The sequence below is a fragment of the Nocardia sp. genome (assembly GCF_025465275.1).
Classification (GTDB): Bacteria; Actinomycetota; Actinomycetes; order Mycobacteriales; family Mycobacteriaceae; genus Nocardia.
Window position 1 is genome coordinate 1 of record NZ_JAODNK010000105.1, and the last position, 18,943, is coordinate 18,943.

Below are 18,943 nucleotides of genomic sequence, written 5' to 3' on the forward strand. Positions count from 1 at the left end.
TCATCGGCGGCACCGTGCTGGCCGCCGCTGCGGGCGTCCTGACCATGATGTTCGGCGCCCTCGGCGGCGCCGCGGTCGGTTGCATCCTCGGTATGAGCGTCATCGGCTTCCTCGGCACCCTCGCCGGACAGCTGTTCGTGACCGCCCCGGTCGCCATCCTGGCCGCCGTGCAGTACTTCTCCACCATCAACGAGCCGTCGATCAACCCGGCCCCGGCCAAGTAATTCGACTGCAGTACACAGCAAATCCCCCGCCCGGATCACTCGGGCGGGGGATTTGTCGTTTCAGGCAGTCTGGGCGACCTGCGCGGATTCGATTCGGGCACGCACGAATTGGGCCACGTGCGCCAGCGCCGCACGGCTCTCCGGCATGCTCGGGAAGATGGCCATGAACGCGTGCACCTGGCCGCGCCAGATCTCCAGCGTCGCAGGCACTCCCGAGGCGGCCAGCCGCTGCGCCATGAGCTCGCTGTCGTGCCGCAGCACCTCGTCCTCGGCAACGATCAGCAGGGCGGGCGGCAGACCGGCGAGCACATTGTTGACGGGCGAGAGCTGCGGATCCAGCCGCCCGTCCACCTCTGCCCCGAGTTTGACCACCGATTCCAAGGCGGACAACGGAATCAGCGGATCGCGGTGGTAGTTGGGATGCGCGCGCTTCTCGGTGCAGTCCAGGTTCAGTGCCGGACAGAGACCGACCAGACCGGCGGGCACCGGCAGTCCGGCGTCGCGCGCGCGCAGTGCGGTCGCGAAAGTCATATAGCCACCGGCGGAGTCGCCCGCGAAGACGATGCGCGAGGCGGGCACACCATGTCCGAGCAGCCATTTGTAGGCGGTCAGGCAGTCGGTGACCGAACCCGAGATATCGGTGTCGGGCAGCTGCCGGTACTCGACGCTCACCACCGGCATGCCGGTGCGGCGGGCGATGGCGGCCACCACGGGCCGATGCGTGTCCAGACCGCAGAGGAAGAAGCCGCCGCCGTGCATGTACATGACGACGCCGTCGCTCATCGCGCTGCGGGCCCCGGCGGGCCGCACGATCTCCATGCGGAAGCCGTTGAGCCGCACCTGCTCCCGTTCCACGCCGCGCGGGGCGGGGCGCATTCTGGCCAGAGTGTTGATCACGCCGCTGACGATCGGCATGGCGCCCGCGGAGAGCGGCATGAGTTCGCCGGCGGGGCGGATGGTGGCTCGGCAGGCGGCCTCGAGGGTGCGTGCGTAGACACTGACATTGCCGGGGTTGATCACCGGATCGGCGGAGTGGACGTTACGGGTCGTCGCCATTGCGCACCTACTTCGTTGTTGGCGCGCCGAGCCGTTCGTCCGGTGACCGAAGGAGGGCTCGGCACCCGGCGCGGGAGAGTCGGCGCTGACATCTCACATAGCGTTGTTTCAGAACACCATGGGAACGTGACCTACGCAACAGATATCGCCGGATCGGTATGGCGGTAAACGGTTGTGATCGTTTCGCCGTCGACTCGGAACCTCCCCGCTCTCGCTCGCGATCGAACTGGCAGACTCTTGTGACATGCGTGGAATCATCCTGGCGGGCGGCACCGGGTCGCGTTTGCACCCGATTACGCGCGGGGTGAGCAAACAACTTGTCCCCGTCTACGACAAACCGATGGTGTACTACCCGCTGTCCACCCTCATGCTGGCGGGCATCCGGGACATCCTGGTCATCACCACCCCCGAGGATTCGGCGGCCTTCCACCGATTGCTGGGCGACGGCGGCCAGTTCGGGCTGAACCTCAGCTATGTCGTACAGCCGGAACCGGACGGGCTGGCGCGGGCCTTCGTACTCGGCGCGGACCACATCGGGAACGAGCCCGCGGCACTGGTGCTGGGCGACAACATCTTCCACGGTCCCGGTCTGGGCACCAATCTGCGCCGCTACGCCGACGTCGACGGCGGTGCGGTCTTCGCCTACCGGGTATCGGACCCGACCGCGTACGGCGTGGTCGAATTCGCCGACGGCAAGGCCATTTCCATCGAGGAGAAGCCGAAGGCGCCGCGCTCCAGCTACGCGATTCCCGGGCTGTACTTCTACGACAACGACGTCCTCGAGATCGCGCGCGATCTGAAGCCGTCCGACCGCGGCGAATACGAGATCACCGATATCAACCGCGCGTACCTCGAACAGGGCCGCCTGAACGTCGAGGTGCTGCACCGCGGCACCGCCTGGCTCGACACCGGCACCTTCGATTCGCTGCTGGCCGCCGCCAATTACGTGCGCACCATCGAAGAGCGGCAGGGCCTGAAGATCGGCGTGCCCGAGGAAGTGGCCTGGCGTATGCGATTCATCGACGACGAACAGTTGCGGGCGGCGGCCGAACCACTGGTGCGCTCCGGATACGGCGCCTACCTGCTGGGCCTGCTGGAACAGGGACGAGACGAATGAGCATGCGGATTCGGGAACTGTCGATTCCGGGCGCCTGGGAATTCACCCCCAGCCTGCACGGCGACGAGCGCGGGGTCTTCGCCGAGACCTTCAAGTCCTCGGAGTTCGAAAAGGTGGTGGGGCGGCCGTTCGACCTGCTCCAGGTCAATACCTCCACCTCGGCCGCCGGCGTGCTGCGCGGCATCCACTACACCGAAACCCCGCCCGGCCAGGCCAAATACGTGACCTGCGTACGCGGGGCCTTCCTGGATGTGGTCGTGGATCTGCGGCCCGATTCGCCGACGTTCCGGCAGTGGGACAGCGTTGTCATCGACGATGTGGAGCGCAAATCGGTATTCCTCGCCGAAGGCCTCGGCCATGCGCTGCTGTCCCTGGCAGACGATTCCACCGTCATCTACCTGTGCTCGCTGGAGTACGCACCCGAATTCGACCGGGATCTGGACGCTTTCGACCCGGACCTGGGTATCGAATGGCCCGCGGTGGATCGCAACGGCGATCCGATGACGTTCACCCGCTCCTCCAAGGACGCCGCGGCCCCGCGCCTCGCAGACCTCAGACTTCTCCGCTGACCCCGTCACAGCACCCCGTCACACAACCCCGTCATCCCGGCAGGCTTTTGGCCGGGATCCACGGTGACCCACTATGTCCGTGTGGATCCCGGCCGAAAGCGCGCTGGGATGACGAAGGGCGCACCGCGTAATCGCGGTGCGCCCCAGTGCTTTTCTTCGGTCGGCCGGATCGTCGCCCGTGTGAGCGGCGGGCACGGCCCGGCGGGTGCCTCAGCCGACCAGTGCGACCTCGGCTTCCTTCGCCGCTTCCTTGCGGCCACGCCACTTGGGCAGGAAGGACGTGAGGGCGACCAGGGCGCCGACAATGGCTACGCCGGCGGCGAATTGGAGGCCGGGGCGGAAGTTGTCGAGGGCTTCGGCCGGGGTGGTACCGGTGTGCGAGCCGGAGGAGATGATCGCGGTGGTCACCGCGAGCACAATGGCGGCACCGACCTGCATGGAGGTTTGCAGCACGCCGGCTGCCAGGCCCTGTTCGTCGTCATCGATACCGCTGGTGGCCTGAATATTGATGGCGGGGAAGCCGACCCAGCCGATGCCGACCAGCAGCACGGCGGGCAGGAGCACGGTCAGGTAGGCCGGCGATGTGTCCAGGCGCAGGTACATCAGGTAGCCGATGGCCATGATCACCATGGTGACCGCGATGATCGGGCCGGTGCCGAAACGATCGACCAGCTTGTCGGAGATGAAGGCCGAGGCGACGACCAGCACACCGACCGGCAGCAGGGCGAGCGACAGGTGCAGCGGCGTCCAGCCGAGCGTGTCCTGCAGGTACAGCGTGGTGATGAACTGCCAGCTGAAGAACGATCCGGCGACCGCGATGATGGCCACGCTGGCTCGCCACAGGGTCGGCTTCTTCAGGATGCCGAGCCGGACCAGCGGGTAGCGCACCCGCTTCTCGACCGCGACGAAGCCGGCGAAAAGTGCGGCGGTGACCACGAACGAGAGGATGGTGCGGGCCGAAGCCCAGCCGGCCTGGGGCGCCGAGACCACGGTGTAGACCAGCAGCAGCATGCCCGCGGTGGACAGCAGCGCGCCGAGCAGATCGTGACCGCCCTCTTCGGCGGGCTTGTCCTTGGGCACCAGGTAGAAGGCGGCGATCAGTGCGGCGATCGCGATCGGGAAGGGCAGCAGGAAGGTCCAGCGCCAGCCGAAGCCGGTCATCAGACCACCGAACAGCAGGCCCATGGAATAGCCACCGGCGCCGAACACGGTGTAGATGGACAGCGCCTTGTTGCGGGCGGGTCCTTCGGCGAAATTCGTTGTGATGATGGAGAGTCCGGTCGGCGCGGTGAACGCGGCGGCCAGGCCCTTCACGAAACGGGTGAGGATCAGCAGCGCGGCGGAGCTGACCAGGGCGCCACCCAGGGAGGCGATGGCGAAGACGGCCAGTGCGATCAGGAAGACCTTGCGGCGGCCGAGCAGGTCGGCGGTGCGACCGCCGAGCAGCAGCAGGCCGCCGTAGCCCAGGACGTAGCCGGACACCAGCCACTGCAGGGTGGAGGTTTCGAGGTGGAGTTCGGTGCCGATGGACGGCAGTGCGACGCCGATCATCGACACATCGAGGCCGTCGAGGAACAGCACGATGCACAGGGTGATGAGCATGCCCCAGAGCCGAGGTGTCCACTGCGTGGAGGTGTCGGCCGCGGCGCTCACTGCGGGGCGAGTGTCTGTGGAAGTCACGAGAGAGGACGGTACATGCACACGCATTTATTGTCTACACATTTAATGCAGTTGCATGGGTTGCGTCTGCGGGCTAGAATCGCCGACATGCCGAAGTCGACAACGCCTGTCGAGCAGGTCGTTCCTGACGCCCTGGTAGCACAATGGCGCGATCTGCTGAGCCGGCACGCGACGACCTCCTGCGCCCTCGAAAAGGAATTGCAAGGCCGCCACCACCTCGGGCTCAGCGAATTCGAAACCCTGGACCGGCTTATGGACGCCGGTGGCGAGACCTACAAGATGAGCGATCTCGCCAATGACATCCACCTCAGCCAGAGCGCACTCAGCCGCGCCGTGGCCAGGCTGGAACGCGACGGACTCGTCAACCGCACCCTCTGTACCGATGACCGGCGGGCCATCTTCGTCTGCCTCACCGACAAGGGGCGTGAACTACATTCCGCGGCCGCACCGACGCACCGCGAGGTGCTGCAGCAGTCGCTGCACTGAAGCAGTCCGCCCCGTCATGCGGGCATGACGGGGCGGTGCTCGCGCACGTGACGCTCAGACGGTGGCGCGGATCGTATCGATCATCGGAAGTGCGTCCACCGCAACGGAAGCCGCGGCCGCGAACGCCTCGCGATAGCGCTCCACATCGTGTTCCTTGTCCAGGTACGAGGATCCGGTGAGGGATTCGACGTACACCACCGGCGGTTCGGCGTTTTCGCCTGTGGCAGCGGGGAATTCGAGCAGCACGAAGCGCCCGGCATCCATGCCGTGGTGATAACCGCAGTCCGCGGGCAGCAGGCGCAACCGCACATTCGACAGTTCGCCGAGTTTGCGCAGCCGTTCCAACTGGCCGACGGTCACCTCGTCGCCGCCGATGCGATGCCAGAGCACCGCCTCGGAGATCACCACATCCACCTGCAGCGGTGATTCGGCGCGGGTGAGCAGCGATTGCCGGGCGGTGCGGACCCGCACGCGGCGGTCCATCTGCTCGGCGGAGATGCCCGGATAGGCACCCGCCAGCACCGCGCGCATATACGCCTCGGTTTGCAAAAGCCCTGGCACCAGCTCATTTTCGTAGGTGGTGAGCCGGGCGGCCGCCTCCTCCAGGCCGATGTAGACCTCGTACCCCTCGTCGATCACATCGCCGAATTCGGTCCACCAGCCGCGGGCCTTGGTCTCCCGGGCCAGGGCGGTGAGCGGCTCGATAGCGTCCTCGGGAGCGCCGTAGATGCGGCACATGGCCTCGACATCCAGGCTGCGCAGCGAGGTCTGCCCGGTTTCGATGCGCCAGATCTTGGCCTCGGACCATTCCAGCCGCTGCGCTGCCACCCGGGTCGTCATCCGCGCGCGATTACGCAGGTCACGCAGGTGCCGGCCCAATTGCCGCCGCGGCATGGTGGATCCGGTGATCCCCTGTGGTAGTGCCATCCCTCCCCCTTACGAGTCATGCGATCGCATTGTCGCACAATTATTTGCGCGACGACCGCCCGCGATAGCGCCAGAACTGCACGGCCCGAACGTCTTCCGACAATTGATTGACCGGTTCCGCCACATCCGAAAGGGCCTGGAACAGGTCGTCCGCCAACTCGGAGATGTGTTCCACCCGGGTGGCCAGTCGCGAAGCATTGAGCACGAACTCCAGCAGCAGTCGCACCACCGCGGCGATCGTCAGGCCGAGCGGGATCGCGAAAACGACCGCGAAAACCACACCCAGCCATGCCGAAGCACGCCACAGCCCCACGGTTCCGACGATCGGCACGGCGAAAGCGCCTGCCAGGCCCAATAGATACGCCAGGGGCAGCAGGGTGCGGGTGGCGGAGCGCTTGAACTGCAGGTCCAGCAGCGACTTGGCCGCCTCCACACTCCAGGAGCCGAAAGCACTTGGGCTGGTGAAGGGTTCGACCGGCTGCTCTTCGATCGCGGCCTCCACTTCGAGCCGCCGATTCATGCGCCGGGTCGCGGAATCCTTGAAGGCCGCCCATCGCCCGACCTCGAACTCCGCGGCCTCGAGCGCCTCGAGTTCCGCTGCGTTCCCGCCCGATTGATCGGTCATGCCGACGATCTCCTCTCCCGCAGATCTTTTCGACCAAGCGAAGTCTCATCGTTATCTCCGCACCGGGACAGCTCGAAACAGTGTGTTCTAGAACACTTCCCGGCTTTTTCCGTACGAACCAGGCAGCGGGAGCCGATACCTCCCTTGACGCCGTCTTCGCAGGCAGCGGCCCTCGGGTCCGGATTTGTCCCATATGTGCCAGAGGCACACGTGTGACAACTCCAACCGCGAGGCCTCTCTTTTGGAGGCTCAAACAGTGACTCCAGAAAATGCGCCTGTAACGCAACGAGCATCCGGTTCCGATACCTGGCACAGAGCAGGACGTAGATCTACCGGGGAATGGAGAAACCAGTGCGTACGACGTTTTCGTCTTCCGCCATGGCGGCAGCACTGGCCGCCTCCACGCAGGAATACACCGAGCGTGGATGGACGGTCGCCGAAACGGCCAATGGAATCAGCCTGATCACCGACGAGAACTTGTCGGGTATCGAAGTCACCGGCGACACCGCCGCCTTCGTACGGCGCTTCCTTCGGGCCAATGACCTGACCGGACCGATCATCGAGATCCCGGGCGCCGAGCGCCGCGAGATCCATCTGGTCACCGGGCTTCGCAAGGCCGCTCTGGCCCTCGAGGCACTGCGCGCGGCCGGTGCGGTCGTGCACACCGACGGTGCGGGCATCCCGCTGCCGCCGACCCAGCTGTTCGACGGCTCGGCCTGCTGGAGCGTTGCTCCGCACGAGGCGCGCTGGATCCCGCCCGTGGTGGCGATCTCCGCCGCCGTTCGCGCCGCCGCCAAGGGCGTCCGGCCGCAGGTGGCCCGCATCGCCTCCTGAAGCGAATAGGCGCTCTTCCCGCTAGCGGATAGCCCAGAACCCTCGAAACCGCGGATGCTCCCCGGCATCCGCGGTTTTCGCGTACCCGGGGGCAAACGTTGCGTTTTGATCGATGTTCGACATGGGTCGAGGTAGCGGCCGATTTCCGAACACAGCGGTACGGAACTTCCGGATTCGGGCGATGATGAGGTATGACCCACGTCACGGAAACCGCCGCCGCACGCACCACGCGGACGCTCCCGCGCACCTGCCCGCTCTGTGAGGCGGTGTGCGGGCTCGAGCTCACCCTGGATGCCGCCGATCACGTCACGGCGGTACGCGGCGATCAGGCGGACCCGTTCAGCCGCGGCTTCCTGTGCCCCAAGGGTGCGACGCTCGGACATCTCGACGAGGATCCGGACCGATTGACCGCGCCCATGATTCGCGACCGGGCCACCGACAGCTGGCGGCAGGCGAGTTGGGACGAGGCCTTCGGTGTCATTCGGGAGCGGCTGCCACAGATCACCGGCGAGCACGGAAACCAGTCGGTCGGGTTGTATCTGGGAAATCCCAATGCACATACCGTCGCCGGGGCGCTGTACGTACCGATTCTCATTCGCGCGCTGGCCACCCGGAGCCTGTTCTCCGCCAGCACCGCCGACCAGATGCCCAAGCAGGTGTCCTCCGGGCTGCTGTTCGGCGATCCGCTCACGGTGGCCGTGCCCGATCTGGATCGCACCGACTATCTGCTCATACTTGGCGCGAACCCGCTCGAATCCAATGGATCACTGTGCACCGCACCCGATTTCCCGGGCCGATTGAAGGCGCTGAAGAAACGGGGCGGACGGTTCGTGGTGGTGGATCCGCGCCGCACCCGCACCGCCAAACTCGCCGACGAGCACCTGTTCATCCGGCCCGGCAGTGATGCCTACCTGCTGTTCGGAATCGTGCACACGCTGTTCGCGGAGAATCTCACCTCGGTACGCATCGAGGTGCAGGGGCTCGAGGAAGTACGCGCCGCCGCAGCGCCTTTCACACCCGCCGTGGTCGCGGAGCGCACCGGGGTGCCCGCCGATACCGTCCTGCGGCTGGCGCGCGAACTGGCCGCCGCGCCCACCGCGGCGGTCTACGCCCGAATCGGCACCTGTACAGCGGAGTTCGGCACGCTCACACAGTGGCTGGTGGATGTCCTCAATGTGCTGACCGGCAATCTCGACTCCCCCGGCGGCGCGATGTTCGCCACCGGCGCGACGCTCGGCATCGTGCGCACCCGCCCGTTCCGCCTCGCCCGCTGGATCAGTCGGGTGCGCGAACTGCCCGAGGCCATGGGCGAATTGCCGGTGGCCACGCTGGCCGACGAGATCCTCACCGAGGGCGAGGGCCGGATCCGCGCCATGGTGACCGTCGCGGGCAACCCGGTGCTCTCGGCGCCCAGCAGTACCCGACTGGACGCGGCCTTCGCCGGCCTCGACTTCATGGTGAGCGTCGACCGGTATCTCAACGAGACCACCCGGCACGCCGATGTCATCCTGCCGCCGCCGCGCATTCTGCAGTCCCCGCACTACGACTTCGCGTTGCTGCAGTTCGCGGTGCACAACTACGCGCGCTACTCCCGGCCGCTGGTCCCGCTCGGCGATACGCTCGCCGAGTCCGAGATCCTGGCGCGCCTGGCACTGGCCGTCAGCGGTCAGGAACCGCAGCCCGGCATCGATCCCCTTGCGGCTGTGGATGAATTCATCATTGCCGGAATGCTGCACAAGGCAGGGCTGTCCGAGCGGCGTGCGGAACTGATCGGCACGAACACCACGGAACAGCGCATCGACCTGATGCTGCGGCTCGGCGCGTATGGGGAGTGGAATCCGGACCGCATCAACCCGACGGACGGGCGGGCGGAATCCAGTGGTGGATCCCGGCCGAAAGCACGCCGGGATGACGAGGGGACCTCGCCACGCGATGACGAGGGGGACGTGACCGACGGCGACGCGGACCGACTGGCACGCGGGCTGAATTTGCAAGTGCTGCTGGATAATCCGCATGGGATCGATCTGGGAGCGTTGCGGCCGGGGCTGCCGGGGATTCTGCGGACGGCGTCCAAGACGGTGGAACTCGCGCCGCAGCCGCTGCTCGATGATGTTGCGCGACTGCGGGACCGGCTGCGGGCGGAGTCGCCGGACATGGTGCTGGTCGGCCGGCGGCAGCTGCGCTCCAACAACAGCTGGCTGCACAATGTCGGGCCGCTGCTGGGCGGGTCCAATCGGTGCACGCTGCACATTCATCCCGACGATATGGCGCGGCTGGGGCTGGACGGGCATGCGGTCGTGAAGTCGGCGGCGGGCACGCTCACGGTGGATCTGGAGCCGACCGACGACATCATGCCGGGGGTGGTGAGTCTGCCGCACGGCTGGGGCCACACCGACAGCGCGCAGACGGTGGCGCGCGCCCACGCCGGTGTGAATGCCAATGCGCTGACCGATGATTCGCTGGTAGACGCACCGTCGGGCAATGCGGTCTTCAACGGCGTCCCGGTCACGCTCACGCCGGCCTGAAACCATTCCGGGCGGTCTACGCAAGGGGGATGACGCCCGGCAATAACCGGACAAATCTCTGCAAAAAGGACAAAACAGTATTGCGAAATCACTGCGCGCCCTGGGGATCTCGACCATCCGGCCCCGGGCGCGCAGCGCAGCATCCTCGCAGCTATGCGACGTAAGACTCTTGTGGATGCTTTCATCCGGGAGGATCCTCGCCCAGGAAGGATTGTCCGGCTCCAGTCGACCCCGCCCGAACAGGGCAGATATGCCGGTTCACTCATTCGCGACACGAATATAGTTAAACCGTATAGGATTTCGGATGGCCGAAGTTCGTGGCCGAGCCTCTTCCATCCGGTATTCAGCTACCAAAGGGGGCGCACGATGCCCGGTACCAGAAACGGCAGCGACGGCGAACGGGAACTGCAGGAACGCTACGGCACTCGTGATCGTGCAGAGCGTTTCTATTCCGATCAAGTGCGAAATCGACTCAATACCCAGATGATCGATTTCTTATCCCGGATGGACATGGCCTTCATCGCGACTTCCGACAAACACGGTGAGTGCGACAACAGCTTCCGGGCCGGGAAACCCGGATTCCTGCACGTCATAGACGATCGCACGATCACCTATCCGGAGTATCGCGGCAACGGTGTGCACGCCAGCCTCGGAAACATGCTGGAGAACCCGCACATCGGGATCCTGCTCATCGACTTCGTCTACGACCTGATCGGCCTGCACATCAACGGCACGGCCCGCATCGTCGACGACGCCCTCATGCGCCGCTGCGTCCCCGATCTCCCACCCGATGCCCGCGGCCGCCAGCCGGAACGCTGGGTGGTGGTGGATGTGGAGGAGGCCTATATCCACTGCCGCAAGCACATTCCGCACCTGGTCCCCGCGCAGCGCGAGGATCGCGAGTGGGGCACCGACAACACCCGGGCCAAGGGCGGCGACTACTTCGGCGCCAAGGCCGAAGCGGAAATCCAGACTCTCGTCGACTACTGATACGCCACCGGCCCGCTACGGCGGGCCGGTCCGCCGCGCTCAGTTGATCTTGAAGATCACCATGCGCTGCACGATGAAATTGATCACGGTCGCGGTGCCCTGCGCGATGCAGAAGGCGAGTGCGATTCGCCACCATTGATCAGGCAATGCGTAGTAGCAGAGCTGATTGATGCCGACCTGCAGGGCGAAGGTCACCGCATACAGCAGGATGACCGCGATGAAGCGGTTGCGGTTGGGCTCGGCCTTGAAGGTCCAGCGGCGATTGATCAGATACGCCGTGGTGGTGCCGGCGATGAAACTGATCGACTTCGCCACCGGCAGCGGCAGACCGAACACCTTGAACAGCAGGGTGTAGAGGCCGAAGTCCACGATCGCGGAGAGGCCGCCGGTCAGCCCGAACCGGATGATCTGGGTCTTCAGATCGACATCCGTGCCACCCGGTTCGTCGACGAGGGGCAGCTCGGGAGGGAGGGGCAGATGGGGTTCCGCGGTCACAACGCATGAGGGTATCGGTCGCGACCCAGGACACAAGCCTCGAGAGGGTTATGCCTGTAGCCTCTATCCCGATGTCCACGAAAGCTCAGACCACCACCACGGCCGCTCCCGATACAGAATCGGCGAGCGCTGGTGCGGACGCAGCGTCGAACGGTTCCTATGAACTGCCCACGCAGACCCGCCGCCTGACCGGATGGGGTCGTACCGCAGCCACCACGTCGGAAGTCCTGTCGACCAATGATCCGGAGCTGATCGCCAAGGCGGTTGCCCTGGTCGCGGAGGACAACGACTCCAAGCCCGCGCATCTGCGTCGCGGCGTCATCGCGCGCGGCCTCGGCCGCTCGTATGGCGACCACGCGCAGAACTCCGGCGGCCTCGTCATCAATATGGCGGCGCTGAACCGCATCCACCGCATCGACCGCGATTCCCGCCTGGTCGACGTGGACGGCGGTGTCAGCCTCGATCAATTGATGAAGGCGGCCCTGCCGTTCGGACTGTGGGTTCCGGTCCTACCCGGTACCCGGCAGGTCACCATCGGCGGCGCCATCGCCTCCGATATTCACGGTAAGAACCATCACAGCGAGGGTTCTTTCGGCAATCACGTGCGGTCCATCGACCTGCTGACTGCCGACGGCAAGGTGCAGACCATCGGGCCGAAGAAGAACGCGAAGCTGTTCTGGGCCACCGTCGGCGGCAATGGGCTGACCGGCATCGTGCTGCGCGCGACCATCGAAATGGTGGCGACGGAGTCGGCGTACTTCATCAATGACGGTGTGAAGACCAGCACGCTGGACGAGACCATCGCGGCGCACAGCGATGGCAGCGAGGCCAACTACACCTACTCCAGTGCGTGGTTCGACGTGATGAACCCGCGGCCGAAGTTGGGGCGCGCCACCATTACTCGCGGCCGCCTGGCCAAGCTGGACGAGCTGCCCGCCAAGAAGCAGCGCAATCCGCTGAAGTTCGATGCGCCGCAGCTGCTTACGGTGCCGAACATCTTCCCGAGCTTCACCGCCAACAGGCTGACTCTCGGTTCGGTCGGCGAGGCGTACTACGCCATGGGCGGCAACTACACCGGCAAGATCCAGAATCTGACGCAGTTCTATCACCCGCTCGACATGATCGCGGAGTGGAATCGGGCGTACGGTCCGGCCGGATTCCTGCAGTACCAGTTCGTGGTGCCGACCGAGGCCGTCGATGAATTCAAGAAGATCATCATCGATATCCAGGCGTCCGGGCACTATTCGGCACTGAACGTTTTCAAGCTGTTCGGCGCGGGTAACCCCGCACCGTTGAGCTTCCCCATGCCGGGCTGGAACATCTGCGTCGACTTCCCGATCCGGGCGGGCCTCAATGAGCTCGTCACCGATCTGGACCGGCGCGTCACCGAATTCGGCGGCCGGCTCTACACCGCGAAGGATTCCCGGACCACCGCGGAGACCTTCCACAAGATGTACCCCCGGATCGACGAGTGGATCAAGATCCGCCGAAGCGTCGATCCCACAGGCGTTTTCATGTCCGATATGGCCCGAAGGCTGGAGCTTCAGTGATCAACGCGGTAGGCAATCCGCAGTCCATTCTGCTGCTCGGCGGCACTTCCGAGATCGGTCTCGCGATCTGCTCGGAGTACCTGAAGAAGGGTCCGGCGCGCATCATTCTGGCGGCGCTACCCGGTGATCCGCTGCGCGAGGACGCGGTCGCCACCATGAAGGCGGCCGGCGCCTCCGAGGTCGAGATCATCGACTTCGACGCGCTGGAGATGGATGCCCACCCCAAGGTCATCGACCAGGCGTGGGCGCACGGTGACGTCGATATCGCCATTGTGGCGTTCGGCATGCTCGGCGACGCCGAGGAACTGTGGCAGGACCAGCACAAGGCCGTCATCGCCTGTCAGCTGAACTACACCGCCGCCGTCTCGGTCGGCGTACTGGTCGGCGAGAAGATGAAGGCACAGGGCCACGGCCGCATTATCGCCATGAGCTCGGTCGCCGGTGAGCGCGTGCGCCGCTCCAACTTCGTCTACGGCTCCACCAAGGCGGGCCTGGACGGCTTCTACCTCGGCCTCGGCGAGGCCCTGCGCCCGCACGGCACCCGCGTCACCGTGATCCGCCCGGGTCAGGTCCGCACCCGCATGTCCGCCCACGTGAAGGAAGCACCCCTCACCGTGGACAAGGAAGAGGTGGCAGCCCTGGCCGTCGCCGCCTCCGAAAAGGGCAAGGAAATCGTCTGGGCCCCGGGCACTTTCCGCTACATCATGATGATCCTGCGCCACATCCCGCGCCCGATCTTCCGCAAGCTCCCCGTTTAGGGCGGTACAAGACCAGCAAGAGGCGGTGGCCGAATTGGCCACCGCCTCTTGCGTATACGGATCACTAGCGAAACAACCTCTCCACCAGCCGGATCAAAGCCGCAGTGTCGTTGACGGCACCCACCCGCTGCCCCAGCGCAGACACCGGATACCAATCGATCAGGTCGGGTACAGCAGTGCCGATGGCGTCCATGCCATCGACGTTGCGATACGACACCCGGACGCTTGAAGTGAAGTCGTCCGGGATGACGCGCGGAACGACTTTGCATGCCACGATCCTGCCCTTGCGGGCCGCCAGAAACCTGGCACCGGACAGCACCAACACGTATGCCGGAGTCTGCGAAGGCGTTGCGAGCAGCTGTCGAATGTCGCCCTGTCTCAAACCTCACCTCCGGATCGGGGCGTCTCGGGCCGGAGCGCTTCGGCCCGAACGGCGTCGCGCAACCGCATCTCCTCGTACATCCACTCCTCGGTGATGCCGAGCATCTGGTCGGCGACCTTGGATTGCTCCCACATCTCGCGCTCCAAGCGGTCCTGGATGGCTTCAATAACCCACTGCGAAACGTTTCCGCCCGCAGCGGACCGTAGCTGGGTATCTAGCTCGTCCGGAATCTTCACCGACAACTGCTGGGTCATACCAGCAAGGTTACCGTGCGCACCACCAATGGAGAGCCGTTCTGCCGCACCCATGGCCGTTCAGCTAGCTATCCGGCTCCGACTCGGTCATGTCGATCCACTGTCGGAGAACAGCGTCCAACCAGACGGGATCGGCTTCCGGCTCGACTAGAGCCCGGCGCAGGAGATCCTCGCGTGGGGCTTCACTCATGTGCAGAAGCTACTGCCGATTGCGACAGCTGAGTGCCAGTTCGCGCCTCGAGGGATCGGCGACGCGTTCGGCGGCGTGCCAGTGGATAGGCTGTCGCGCGATGCGTGGACACGAATCCGGAGGCGGAGTGGGAATGAGCGAGCAGTCGGGCGGCCGGGGGGCGATGCTGGTGCGGCGGGTCGGGGGTGCGCTTGGGGAGGGCGTGCTGGCGGGGGTTGTCGCTGTCGTGGTGGCGGGTGTCGGGCTGGCGGCGTTTTCGGTTGTGCACTGGCCGGCGTTCAACTCTTCCAATGTGACTCGGGCGCTGACTACCGTTGGACAAGCGGTCGCGCTGGTGTTGTTGGTGGTGGCGGTTGTGCTCATGCGGATGGGCAAGTGGGCGTGGGTGGCGAAACTGCTGTCCTGGGTGGGGCTTTCGACCTTTGTGACGGTGACGCTGGGGATGCCGCTGGCCGCTACCAAGCTGTATCTCTTCGGTCTCTCGGTGGATCAGGAGTTCCGGACGCAGTATCTGACCCGGCTTACCGACAGTGCGGCGCCGCACGATATGAACTATGTCGACATTCCGCCGTTCTATCCCTCCGGATGGTTCTGGATCGGCGGGCGGTTCGCGAAACTGACCGGGATGGCGGGATGGGAGGCGTTCAAGCCGTTCGCCATTATCGGGTTGGCCGTGACGGCCGTGATTGCGCTCGTATTGTGGTCCAAGCTGATTCGGTTCGACTGGGCCGTCCCGGTTGCCGCGGCGACCACGGCGGTGACGCTCGCATACGGTGCGCCGGAGGCTTACAGCGCCGTGCTCGTGCTGCTGCTCGGACCCGCGCTGGTGCTGGCCTGGGGTGCGCTGTATCGACCCGCCGAAGACTCCGATAGTGCCGGGACGACCGCGGGCGGCTGGGGCGCGGTACTGGGCACCGGGCTGTTCCTGGGGTTGGCGGCGACCTTCTACAGCCTGTACTTCGGCGTTGCCGTGTTCGCGGTGTGCCTCATGGGAGTACTCGCGGCCGGACTCGCAGTGCGTACACAGCACAACTGGCGCGCGATGTGGCCAATCTTGGTCCGGCTCATCACCATCGGTGTCACTGCCGGGCTTCTTGCCCTGATCGTGTGGACGCCCTTCCTGCTGAAGTTCCTGACCGGGAAGGCGACCACCTCCGGCGGCACTGCCTTCCACTACCTCCCCGAGTCCGGATCGCAACTGCCACTGCCCATGACCGAGTTCAACCTGCTCGGAGTGTTCTGTTTGCTCGGGACCGTCTGGCTTGTGGTGCGGGCAGCCAGTTCTCGACGGGCGCAGGCGCTCGGTGCGGGAGTGGTCGCCATCTATCTGTGGTGCCTGCTGTCCATGGCGGCGACCGCCGCCGGGACCACGCTGCTGTCCTTCCGGCTGGACGCGCCGTTGAAGGCGCTGCTGGCCGCGGCCGGCGTGTTCGGGTTCGCGGAGGGCGCGCGGGCGATCTATCAGGCATTGAACGAGCCCGCGCGGTTCCGGGTTGCAGCTGCGGCGGTAGCGCTGGTGGGTGCGGTGGCGTTCAGCCAGGAGATTCCGAATGTACTGGCGACCGAGATCAATACGGCGTACACGGACACCGATGGGAACGGTGAGCGGGCGGACCGGCGGCCGCCGTCGGCGGTGTCGCACTACAAGGAGATCGATGCGGCGCTGCTTGCGCAGACCGGGCGGGCCCGGGATCAGAGTGTGGTGCTGACGGCGGACACCAGCTTCCTGTCCATCTACCCGTACTTCGGATTCCAGGCGCTCACTTCGCATTACGCGAATCCGCTAGCCGATTTCAAGGCGCGGGCGGCGGAGATCCAGCGGTGGAGCACCCTGAAGTCACCGCAGGAGTTGACCGACGCGCTGCAGCACTGCCCGTGGCGCGCGCCGGATGCGTTCCTGTTCCGCAAGTCCGGCGACGAGTACACGCTGCGGCTGGCCGAGGACGTGTATCCGAACGATCCGAACGTGAAGCGCTACACGGTGGCATTCCCGAAGTCGCTGTTCGACGATCCGCACTTCCGAGTCACCGATATCGGACCTTTCACCCTCGTGGTGACGCAAAACTGAGAGTTATGCGAGCTGCACTCGAATTGTGGTGCAGCTCACTGCGAATCTCGATATGACCTCGAGACAAGGGTCACTTATCCCCAGATATGGGCCTAAAGCTGTGGATGAAGCCCCATATCTGGGGATAACTCATCCACTTGCCAGTGCAATCTCAGTCGAACCCGGTAGCGTGGGCCGCTGATTGAGAGGCAAGAGGAGTTATCGCGTGGCACAGGGGTGGGATACGGACCGCACCATCGAAGACGGCTCGGCGGTCGCGGTTCTCGACCGAACAGTACCGAAAACAGTTGCCCCGGTACGCAGCCGGCAACAGCGTGTCGCGCACCGGCTACGGCTCGCCCGCGCCGACCTGTTTGTCGCCACCGGCTACCTCTCCCTCGCCGTCCTCGTACTATCCGGACAGTGGCTGAATACCAACCGCGGCTACCTGATCAAGAGCGGCCAGGACCAGACCATGTGGGAGTGGTTCTTCGCGGTCACGGCGCACAAGGTCGCGAATCTGGAGAATCCGCTCGGCACCGGGCTGCAGAACTATCCCGACGGCGTGAACATGATGGCCAATACCGCCATGTTCGGCGTCGGCGTGCCGCTGACTCCCGTCACCCTGCTCTTCGGGCCGACCGTCACCTTCGTGCTGGTGCTCACGCTCGGCCTCTTCGGCACCGCCTTCGCCTGGTACTGGCTGTTCTCGCGGGAACTGGTCACCTCCAAATTCGCTGCGGCCGTAGGCGGTGTGTTCTGCGGCTTCGCGCCCGCCATGATCTCGCACGCCAACGCGCACCCGAATTTCGTACTGCTGGCACTACTTCCGCTCATCGCGCTGCAATTGATCCGGATCACACGCAGCGCGAACACCCACAAGGTTCGCGGCGCGTCTCGTTCTGGACTGAGTGGAGCGGGGGAGCGAAGCGGAGGAGCGGAGGGAGGGAAGAACGAGACTCCAGCGCCGCGAACCCGCCGCAGCGAAGCGGAGGCAAATAAACACAGCACCCGCCCGGAGCGAAGCGGAGGGCAAATCAAACACAGCTTCATTCTCGGCCTGCTGATCTCGCTGCAGATCGCGCTCGGCGAAGAGCCGCTGCTCATCTTCGCGCTGTCCTTCGGCCTGTTCGCGCTCGTCTACTACCTGCACGCCCCGCGCACCGGGCTGCGCGCACTGCGCGGCCTCACCCCGACGCTGCTGCTGGCGGGGGTAATCACGGTGGCGCTCACCGAGATTCCGCTGTGGTGGCAGTTCTTCGGACCGCAGTCCTACCGGTCCATCGACCACGGGCCGATGAACAACGATCTCGAGGCGCTGTTCCAGTTCCCGTCCGAATCGCTGGGCGGCATGTTCCAGCACGGGCAGAACGTGGCCATCAATCCGACCGAGGAGAACTCCTACTTCGGCTGGCCGCTGCTACTGCTCGTCGCCATGACCACGGTGTTCATGTGGCGCGAACGCGTGGTGCGGGCCGCGGCCCTCATCATCGTGTCCTTCACGGTGCTCTCGCTGGGCGCGAACCTGATGATCGGGAAGCACAACACCGGAATCTCGCTGCCGTGGAAGCATCTGGAAGATGTGCCGCTGCTGAATTCGGTGCTGGAGTCGCGGTTCACCATGGCCGCCATTCCGGCCATCGCCGTCATTCTGGCCATGGGAACCCAACGCGCACTCGAGTACTGGCGTATCTCCGCCGTGGATTGGCGGCCGCTGGCCTGGTTCGGCGCGCTGACGCTGGCGCTGCTGCCACTCACCCCGACCATCCTGCCGGTGGTGCAGCGCCCGGCGACGCCCGCCTTCTTCGCCGACGGCACTGTGCGCCAGTATGTTTCGCACGGCTCGGTGGTCATCGCGCCGCCGCCCACCCCGCCGGACGCGCGCGCCCTGCGCTGGCAGACCGACGCCGACTTCCAATTCCCGCTTGCCGGAGGCTATTTCGTCGGACCCACCGGGACCGAGAAGAAGGGCCGCTACGGTCCCGACGACCGGCCCACGGCCAGTCTGCTCATCCGGGCGCAGCAGGCCAACAAGGTGCCGGTGATCGACGATGCCGCCCGCGCCCAGGCGCTCGCGGATCTGCGGTACTGGCAGGCCGATGTGGTGGTGCTGCCGCCGACCGACAATGGTGATGCGCTGCGGCTCACCGTGGATCAGCTGCTCGGCTTCCCCGCGCAGCAGGTGGACGGCGTCTGGCTGTGGGACGTGCGCGGACTGCTCTCAGCCTGATTCG

General features: G+C 65.5%; 17 protein-coding genes and 1 pseudogene. 11 read left to right on the forward strand and 7 right to left on the reverse strand.

All coding sequences use genetic code 11. From position 1 onward, the window contains the following. Positions 1-224, forward strand: a pseudogene (locus JWN03_RS24450) (hypothetical protein); the annotation flags it as partial. A 60-nt stretch (positions 225-284) separates the two neighbouring features. Here JWN03_RS24450 and JWN03_RS24455 read toward each other — a convergent pair. After that, positions 285-1,280, reverse strand: coding sequence for an alpha/beta hydrolase (locus tag JWN03_RS24455; protein ID WP_297619458.1), 996 nt, complete (start codon positions 1,278-1,280; stop codon positions 285-287). Positions 1,281-1,524: 244 nt separating this feature from the next. Between JWN03_RS24455 and rfbA the strand changes: the two genes are divergently transcribed. Together rfbA and JWN03_RS24465 are read left to right on the forward strand one after the other, a co-directional pair. Beyond that, entirely contained in the window at positions 1,525-2,397 is an 873-nt protein-coding gene (rfbA, locus tag JWN03_RS24460) for a glucose-1-phosphate thymidylyltransferase RfbA (RefSeq protein ID WP_297619460.1), read from the forward strand. Between the two features lie 2 nt (positions 2,398-2,399). Continuing rightward, positions 2,400-2,966 (forward strand): dTDP-4-dehydrorhamnose 3,5-epimerase family protein, encoded by a 567-nt coding sequence (locus JWN03_RS24465; protein WP_297619524.1) that lies wholly within the window; start codon positions 2,400-2,402, stop codon positions 2,964-2,966. Positions 2,967-3,176: 210 nt separating this feature from the next. On the opposite strand, the gene JWN03_RS24470 is transcribed toward JWN03_RS24465, so the two are convergent. Next, a complete protein-coding gene (locus JWN03_RS24470) occupies positions 3,177-4,568 on the reverse strand; it encodes an MFS transporter (protein ID WP_441343047.1) in 1,392 nt (463 codons plus the stop codon). Between the two features lie 165 nt (positions 4,569-4,733). Between JWN03_RS24470 and JWN03_RS24475 the strand changes: the two genes are divergently transcribed. Then, positions 4,734-5,132 (forward strand): MarR family transcriptional regulator, encoded by a 399-nt coding sequence (locus JWN03_RS24475; protein ID WP_297619466.1) that lies wholly within the window; start codon positions 4,734-4,736, stop codon positions 5,130-5,132. A 54-nt stretch (positions 5,133-5,186) separates the two neighbouring features. Here the strand turns inward: JWN03_RS24475 and JWN03_RS24480 are convergent, their stop codons facing one another. Together JWN03_RS24480 and JWN03_RS24485 are read right to left on the reverse strand one after the other, a co-directional pair. After that, positions 5,187-6,059: a helix-turn-helix domain-containing protein gene (locus tag JWN03_RS24480; protein ID WP_297619469.1), complete on the reverse strand. Its 873-nt coding sequence runs from the start codon at positions 6,057-6,059 to the stop codon at positions 5,187-5,189. Positions 6,060-6,099: 40 nt separating this feature from the next. Further along, positions 6,100-6,684: a DUF4282 domain-containing protein gene (locus JWN03_RS24485; protein ID WP_297619472.1), complete on the reverse strand. Its 585-nt coding sequence runs from the start codon at positions 6,682-6,684 to the stop codon at positions 6,100-6,102. A gap of 351 nt (positions 6,685-7,035) precedes the next feature. On the opposite strand from JWN03_RS24485, the gene JWN03_RS24490 reads away from it, so the two are divergent. From JWN03_RS24490 to JWN03_RS24500, 3 genes are all read left to right on the forward strand, one after another. Beyond that, on the forward strand, positions 7,036-7,518 hold the full coding sequence (locus JWN03_RS24490; RefSeq protein WP_297619475.1) for a hypothetical protein: 483 nt from the start codon (positions 7,036-7,038) through the stop codon (positions 7,516-7,518). A 191-nt stretch (positions 7,519-7,709) separates the two neighbouring features. Next, positions 7,710-10,043: a molybdopterin-dependent oxidoreductase gene (locus JWN03_RS24495; protein WP_297619478.1), complete on the forward strand. Its 2,334-nt coding sequence runs from the start codon at positions 7,710-7,712 to the stop codon at positions 10,041-10,043. 366 nt (positions 10,044-10,409) lie between these two features. Beyond that, positions 10,410-11,033, forward strand: coding sequence for a pyridoxamine 5'-phosphate oxidase family protein (locus tag JWN03_RS24500; RefSeq protein ID WP_297619481.1), 624 nt, complete (start codon positions 10,410-10,412; stop codon positions 11,031-11,033). A gap of 39 nt (positions 11,034-11,072) precedes the next feature. Here JWN03_RS24500 and JWN03_RS24505 read toward each other — a convergent pair whose 3' ends face one another. Then, on the reverse strand, positions 11,073-11,528 hold the full coding sequence (locus JWN03_RS24505; RefSeq protein ID WP_297619484.1) for a GtrA family protein: 456 nt from the start codon (positions 11,526-11,528) through the stop codon (positions 11,073-11,075). 65 nt (positions 11,529-11,593) lie between these two features. Between JWN03_RS24505 and JWN03_RS24510 the strand changes: the two genes are divergently transcribed. After that, positions 11,594-13,078: an FAD-binding protein gene (locus JWN03_RS24510; protein ID WP_441343048.1), complete on the forward strand. Its 1,485-nt coding sequence runs from the start codon at positions 11,594-11,596 to the stop codon at positions 13,076-13,078. Next, complete coding sequence (locus JWN03_RS24515; protein WP_297619489.1) at positions 13,075-13,836, forward strand: decaprenylphospho-beta-D-erythro-pentofuranosid-2-ulose 2-reductase; 762 nt, start codon at positions 13,075-13,077, stop codon at positions 13,834-13,836. Before JWN03_RS24510 ends, JWN03_RS24515 begins: the two co-directional genes overlap by 4 nt. Before the next feature lie 64 nt (positions 13,837-13,900). Here JWN03_RS24515 and JWN03_RS24520 read toward each other — a convergent pair whose 3' ends face one another. After that, a complete protein-coding gene (locus JWN03_RS24520) occupies positions 13,901-14,161 on the reverse strand; it encodes a hypothetical protein (protein WP_297619492.1) in 261 nt (86 codons plus the stop codon). 53 nt (positions 14,162-14,214) lie between these two features. After that, positions 14,215-14,472, reverse strand: coding sequence for a hypothetical protein (locus tag JWN03_RS24525; protein WP_297619495.1), 258 nt, complete (start codon positions 14,470-14,472; stop codon positions 14,215-14,217). 353 nt (positions 14,473-14,825) lie between these two features. Between JWN03_RS24525 and JWN03_RS24530 the strand changes: the two genes are divergently transcribed. Together JWN03_RS24530 and JWN03_RS24535 are read left to right on the forward strand one after the other, a co-directional pair. Further along, positions 14,826-16,730, forward strand: a complete 1,905-nt coding sequence (locus tag JWN03_RS24530) for a galactan 5-O-arabinofuranosyltransferase (RefSeq protein ID WP_297619527.1) — start codon at positions 14,826-14,828, stop codon at positions 16,728-16,730. A 235-nt stretch (positions 16,731-16,965) separates the two neighbouring features. Beyond that, the gene (locus JWN03_RS24535) at positions 16,966-18,939 is read left to right on the forward strand and encodes a glycosyl transferase (protein WP_441343049.1); all 1,974 of its coding nucleotides are present in this window, start codon (positions 16,966-16,968) and stop codon (positions 18,937-18,939) included. Positions 18,940-18,943 lie beyond the last annotated feature (4 nt).

Bases quoted from the DNA above. Each gene is read 5' to 3' on its own strand.
- JWN03_RS24455 (WP_297619458.1), bottom strand. From the start codon at position 1,280: ATGGCGACGACCCGTAACGTCCACTCCGCCGATCCGGTGATCAACCCC.
- rfbA (WP_297619460.1), top strand. From the start codon at position 1,525: ATGCGTGGAATCATCCTGGCGGGCGGCACCGGGTCGCGTTTGCACCCG.
- JWN03_RS24465 (WP_297619524.1), top strand. From the start codon at position 2,400: ATGCGGATTCGGGAACTGTCGATTCCGGGCGCCTGGGAATTCACCCCC.
- JWN03_RS24470 (WP_441343047.1), bottom strand. From the start codon at position 4,568: ATGCTCATCACCCTGTGCATCGTGCTGTTCCTCGACGGCCTCGATGTG.
- JWN03_RS24475 (WP_297619466.1), top strand. From the start codon at position 4,734: ATGCCGAAGTCGACAACGCCTGTCGAGCAGGTCGTTCCTGACGCCCTG.
- JWN03_RS24480 (WP_297619469.1), bottom strand. From the start codon at position 6,059: ATGGCACTACCACAGGGGATCACCGGATCCACCATGCCGCGGCGGCAA.
- JWN03_RS24485 (WP_297619472.1), bottom strand. From the start codon at position 6,684: ATGACCGATCAATCGGGCGGGAACGCAGCGGAACTCGAGGCGCTCGAG.
- JWN03_RS24495 (WP_297619478.1), top strand. From the start codon at position 7,710: ATGACCCACGTCACGGAAACCGCCGCCGCACGCACCACGCGGACGCTC.
- JWN03_RS24500 (WP_297619481.1), top strand. From the start codon at position 10,410: ATGCCCGGTACCAGAAACGGCAGCGACGGCGAACGGGAACTGCAGGAA.
- JWN03_RS24525 (WP_297619495.1), bottom strand. From the start codon at position 14,472: ATGACCCAGCAGTTGTCGGTGAAGATTCCGGACGAGCTAGATACCCAG.
- JWN03_RS24530 (WP_297619527.1), top strand. From the start codon at position 14,826: ATGCTGGTGCGGCGGGTCGGGGGTGCGCTTGGGGAGGGCGTGCTGGCG.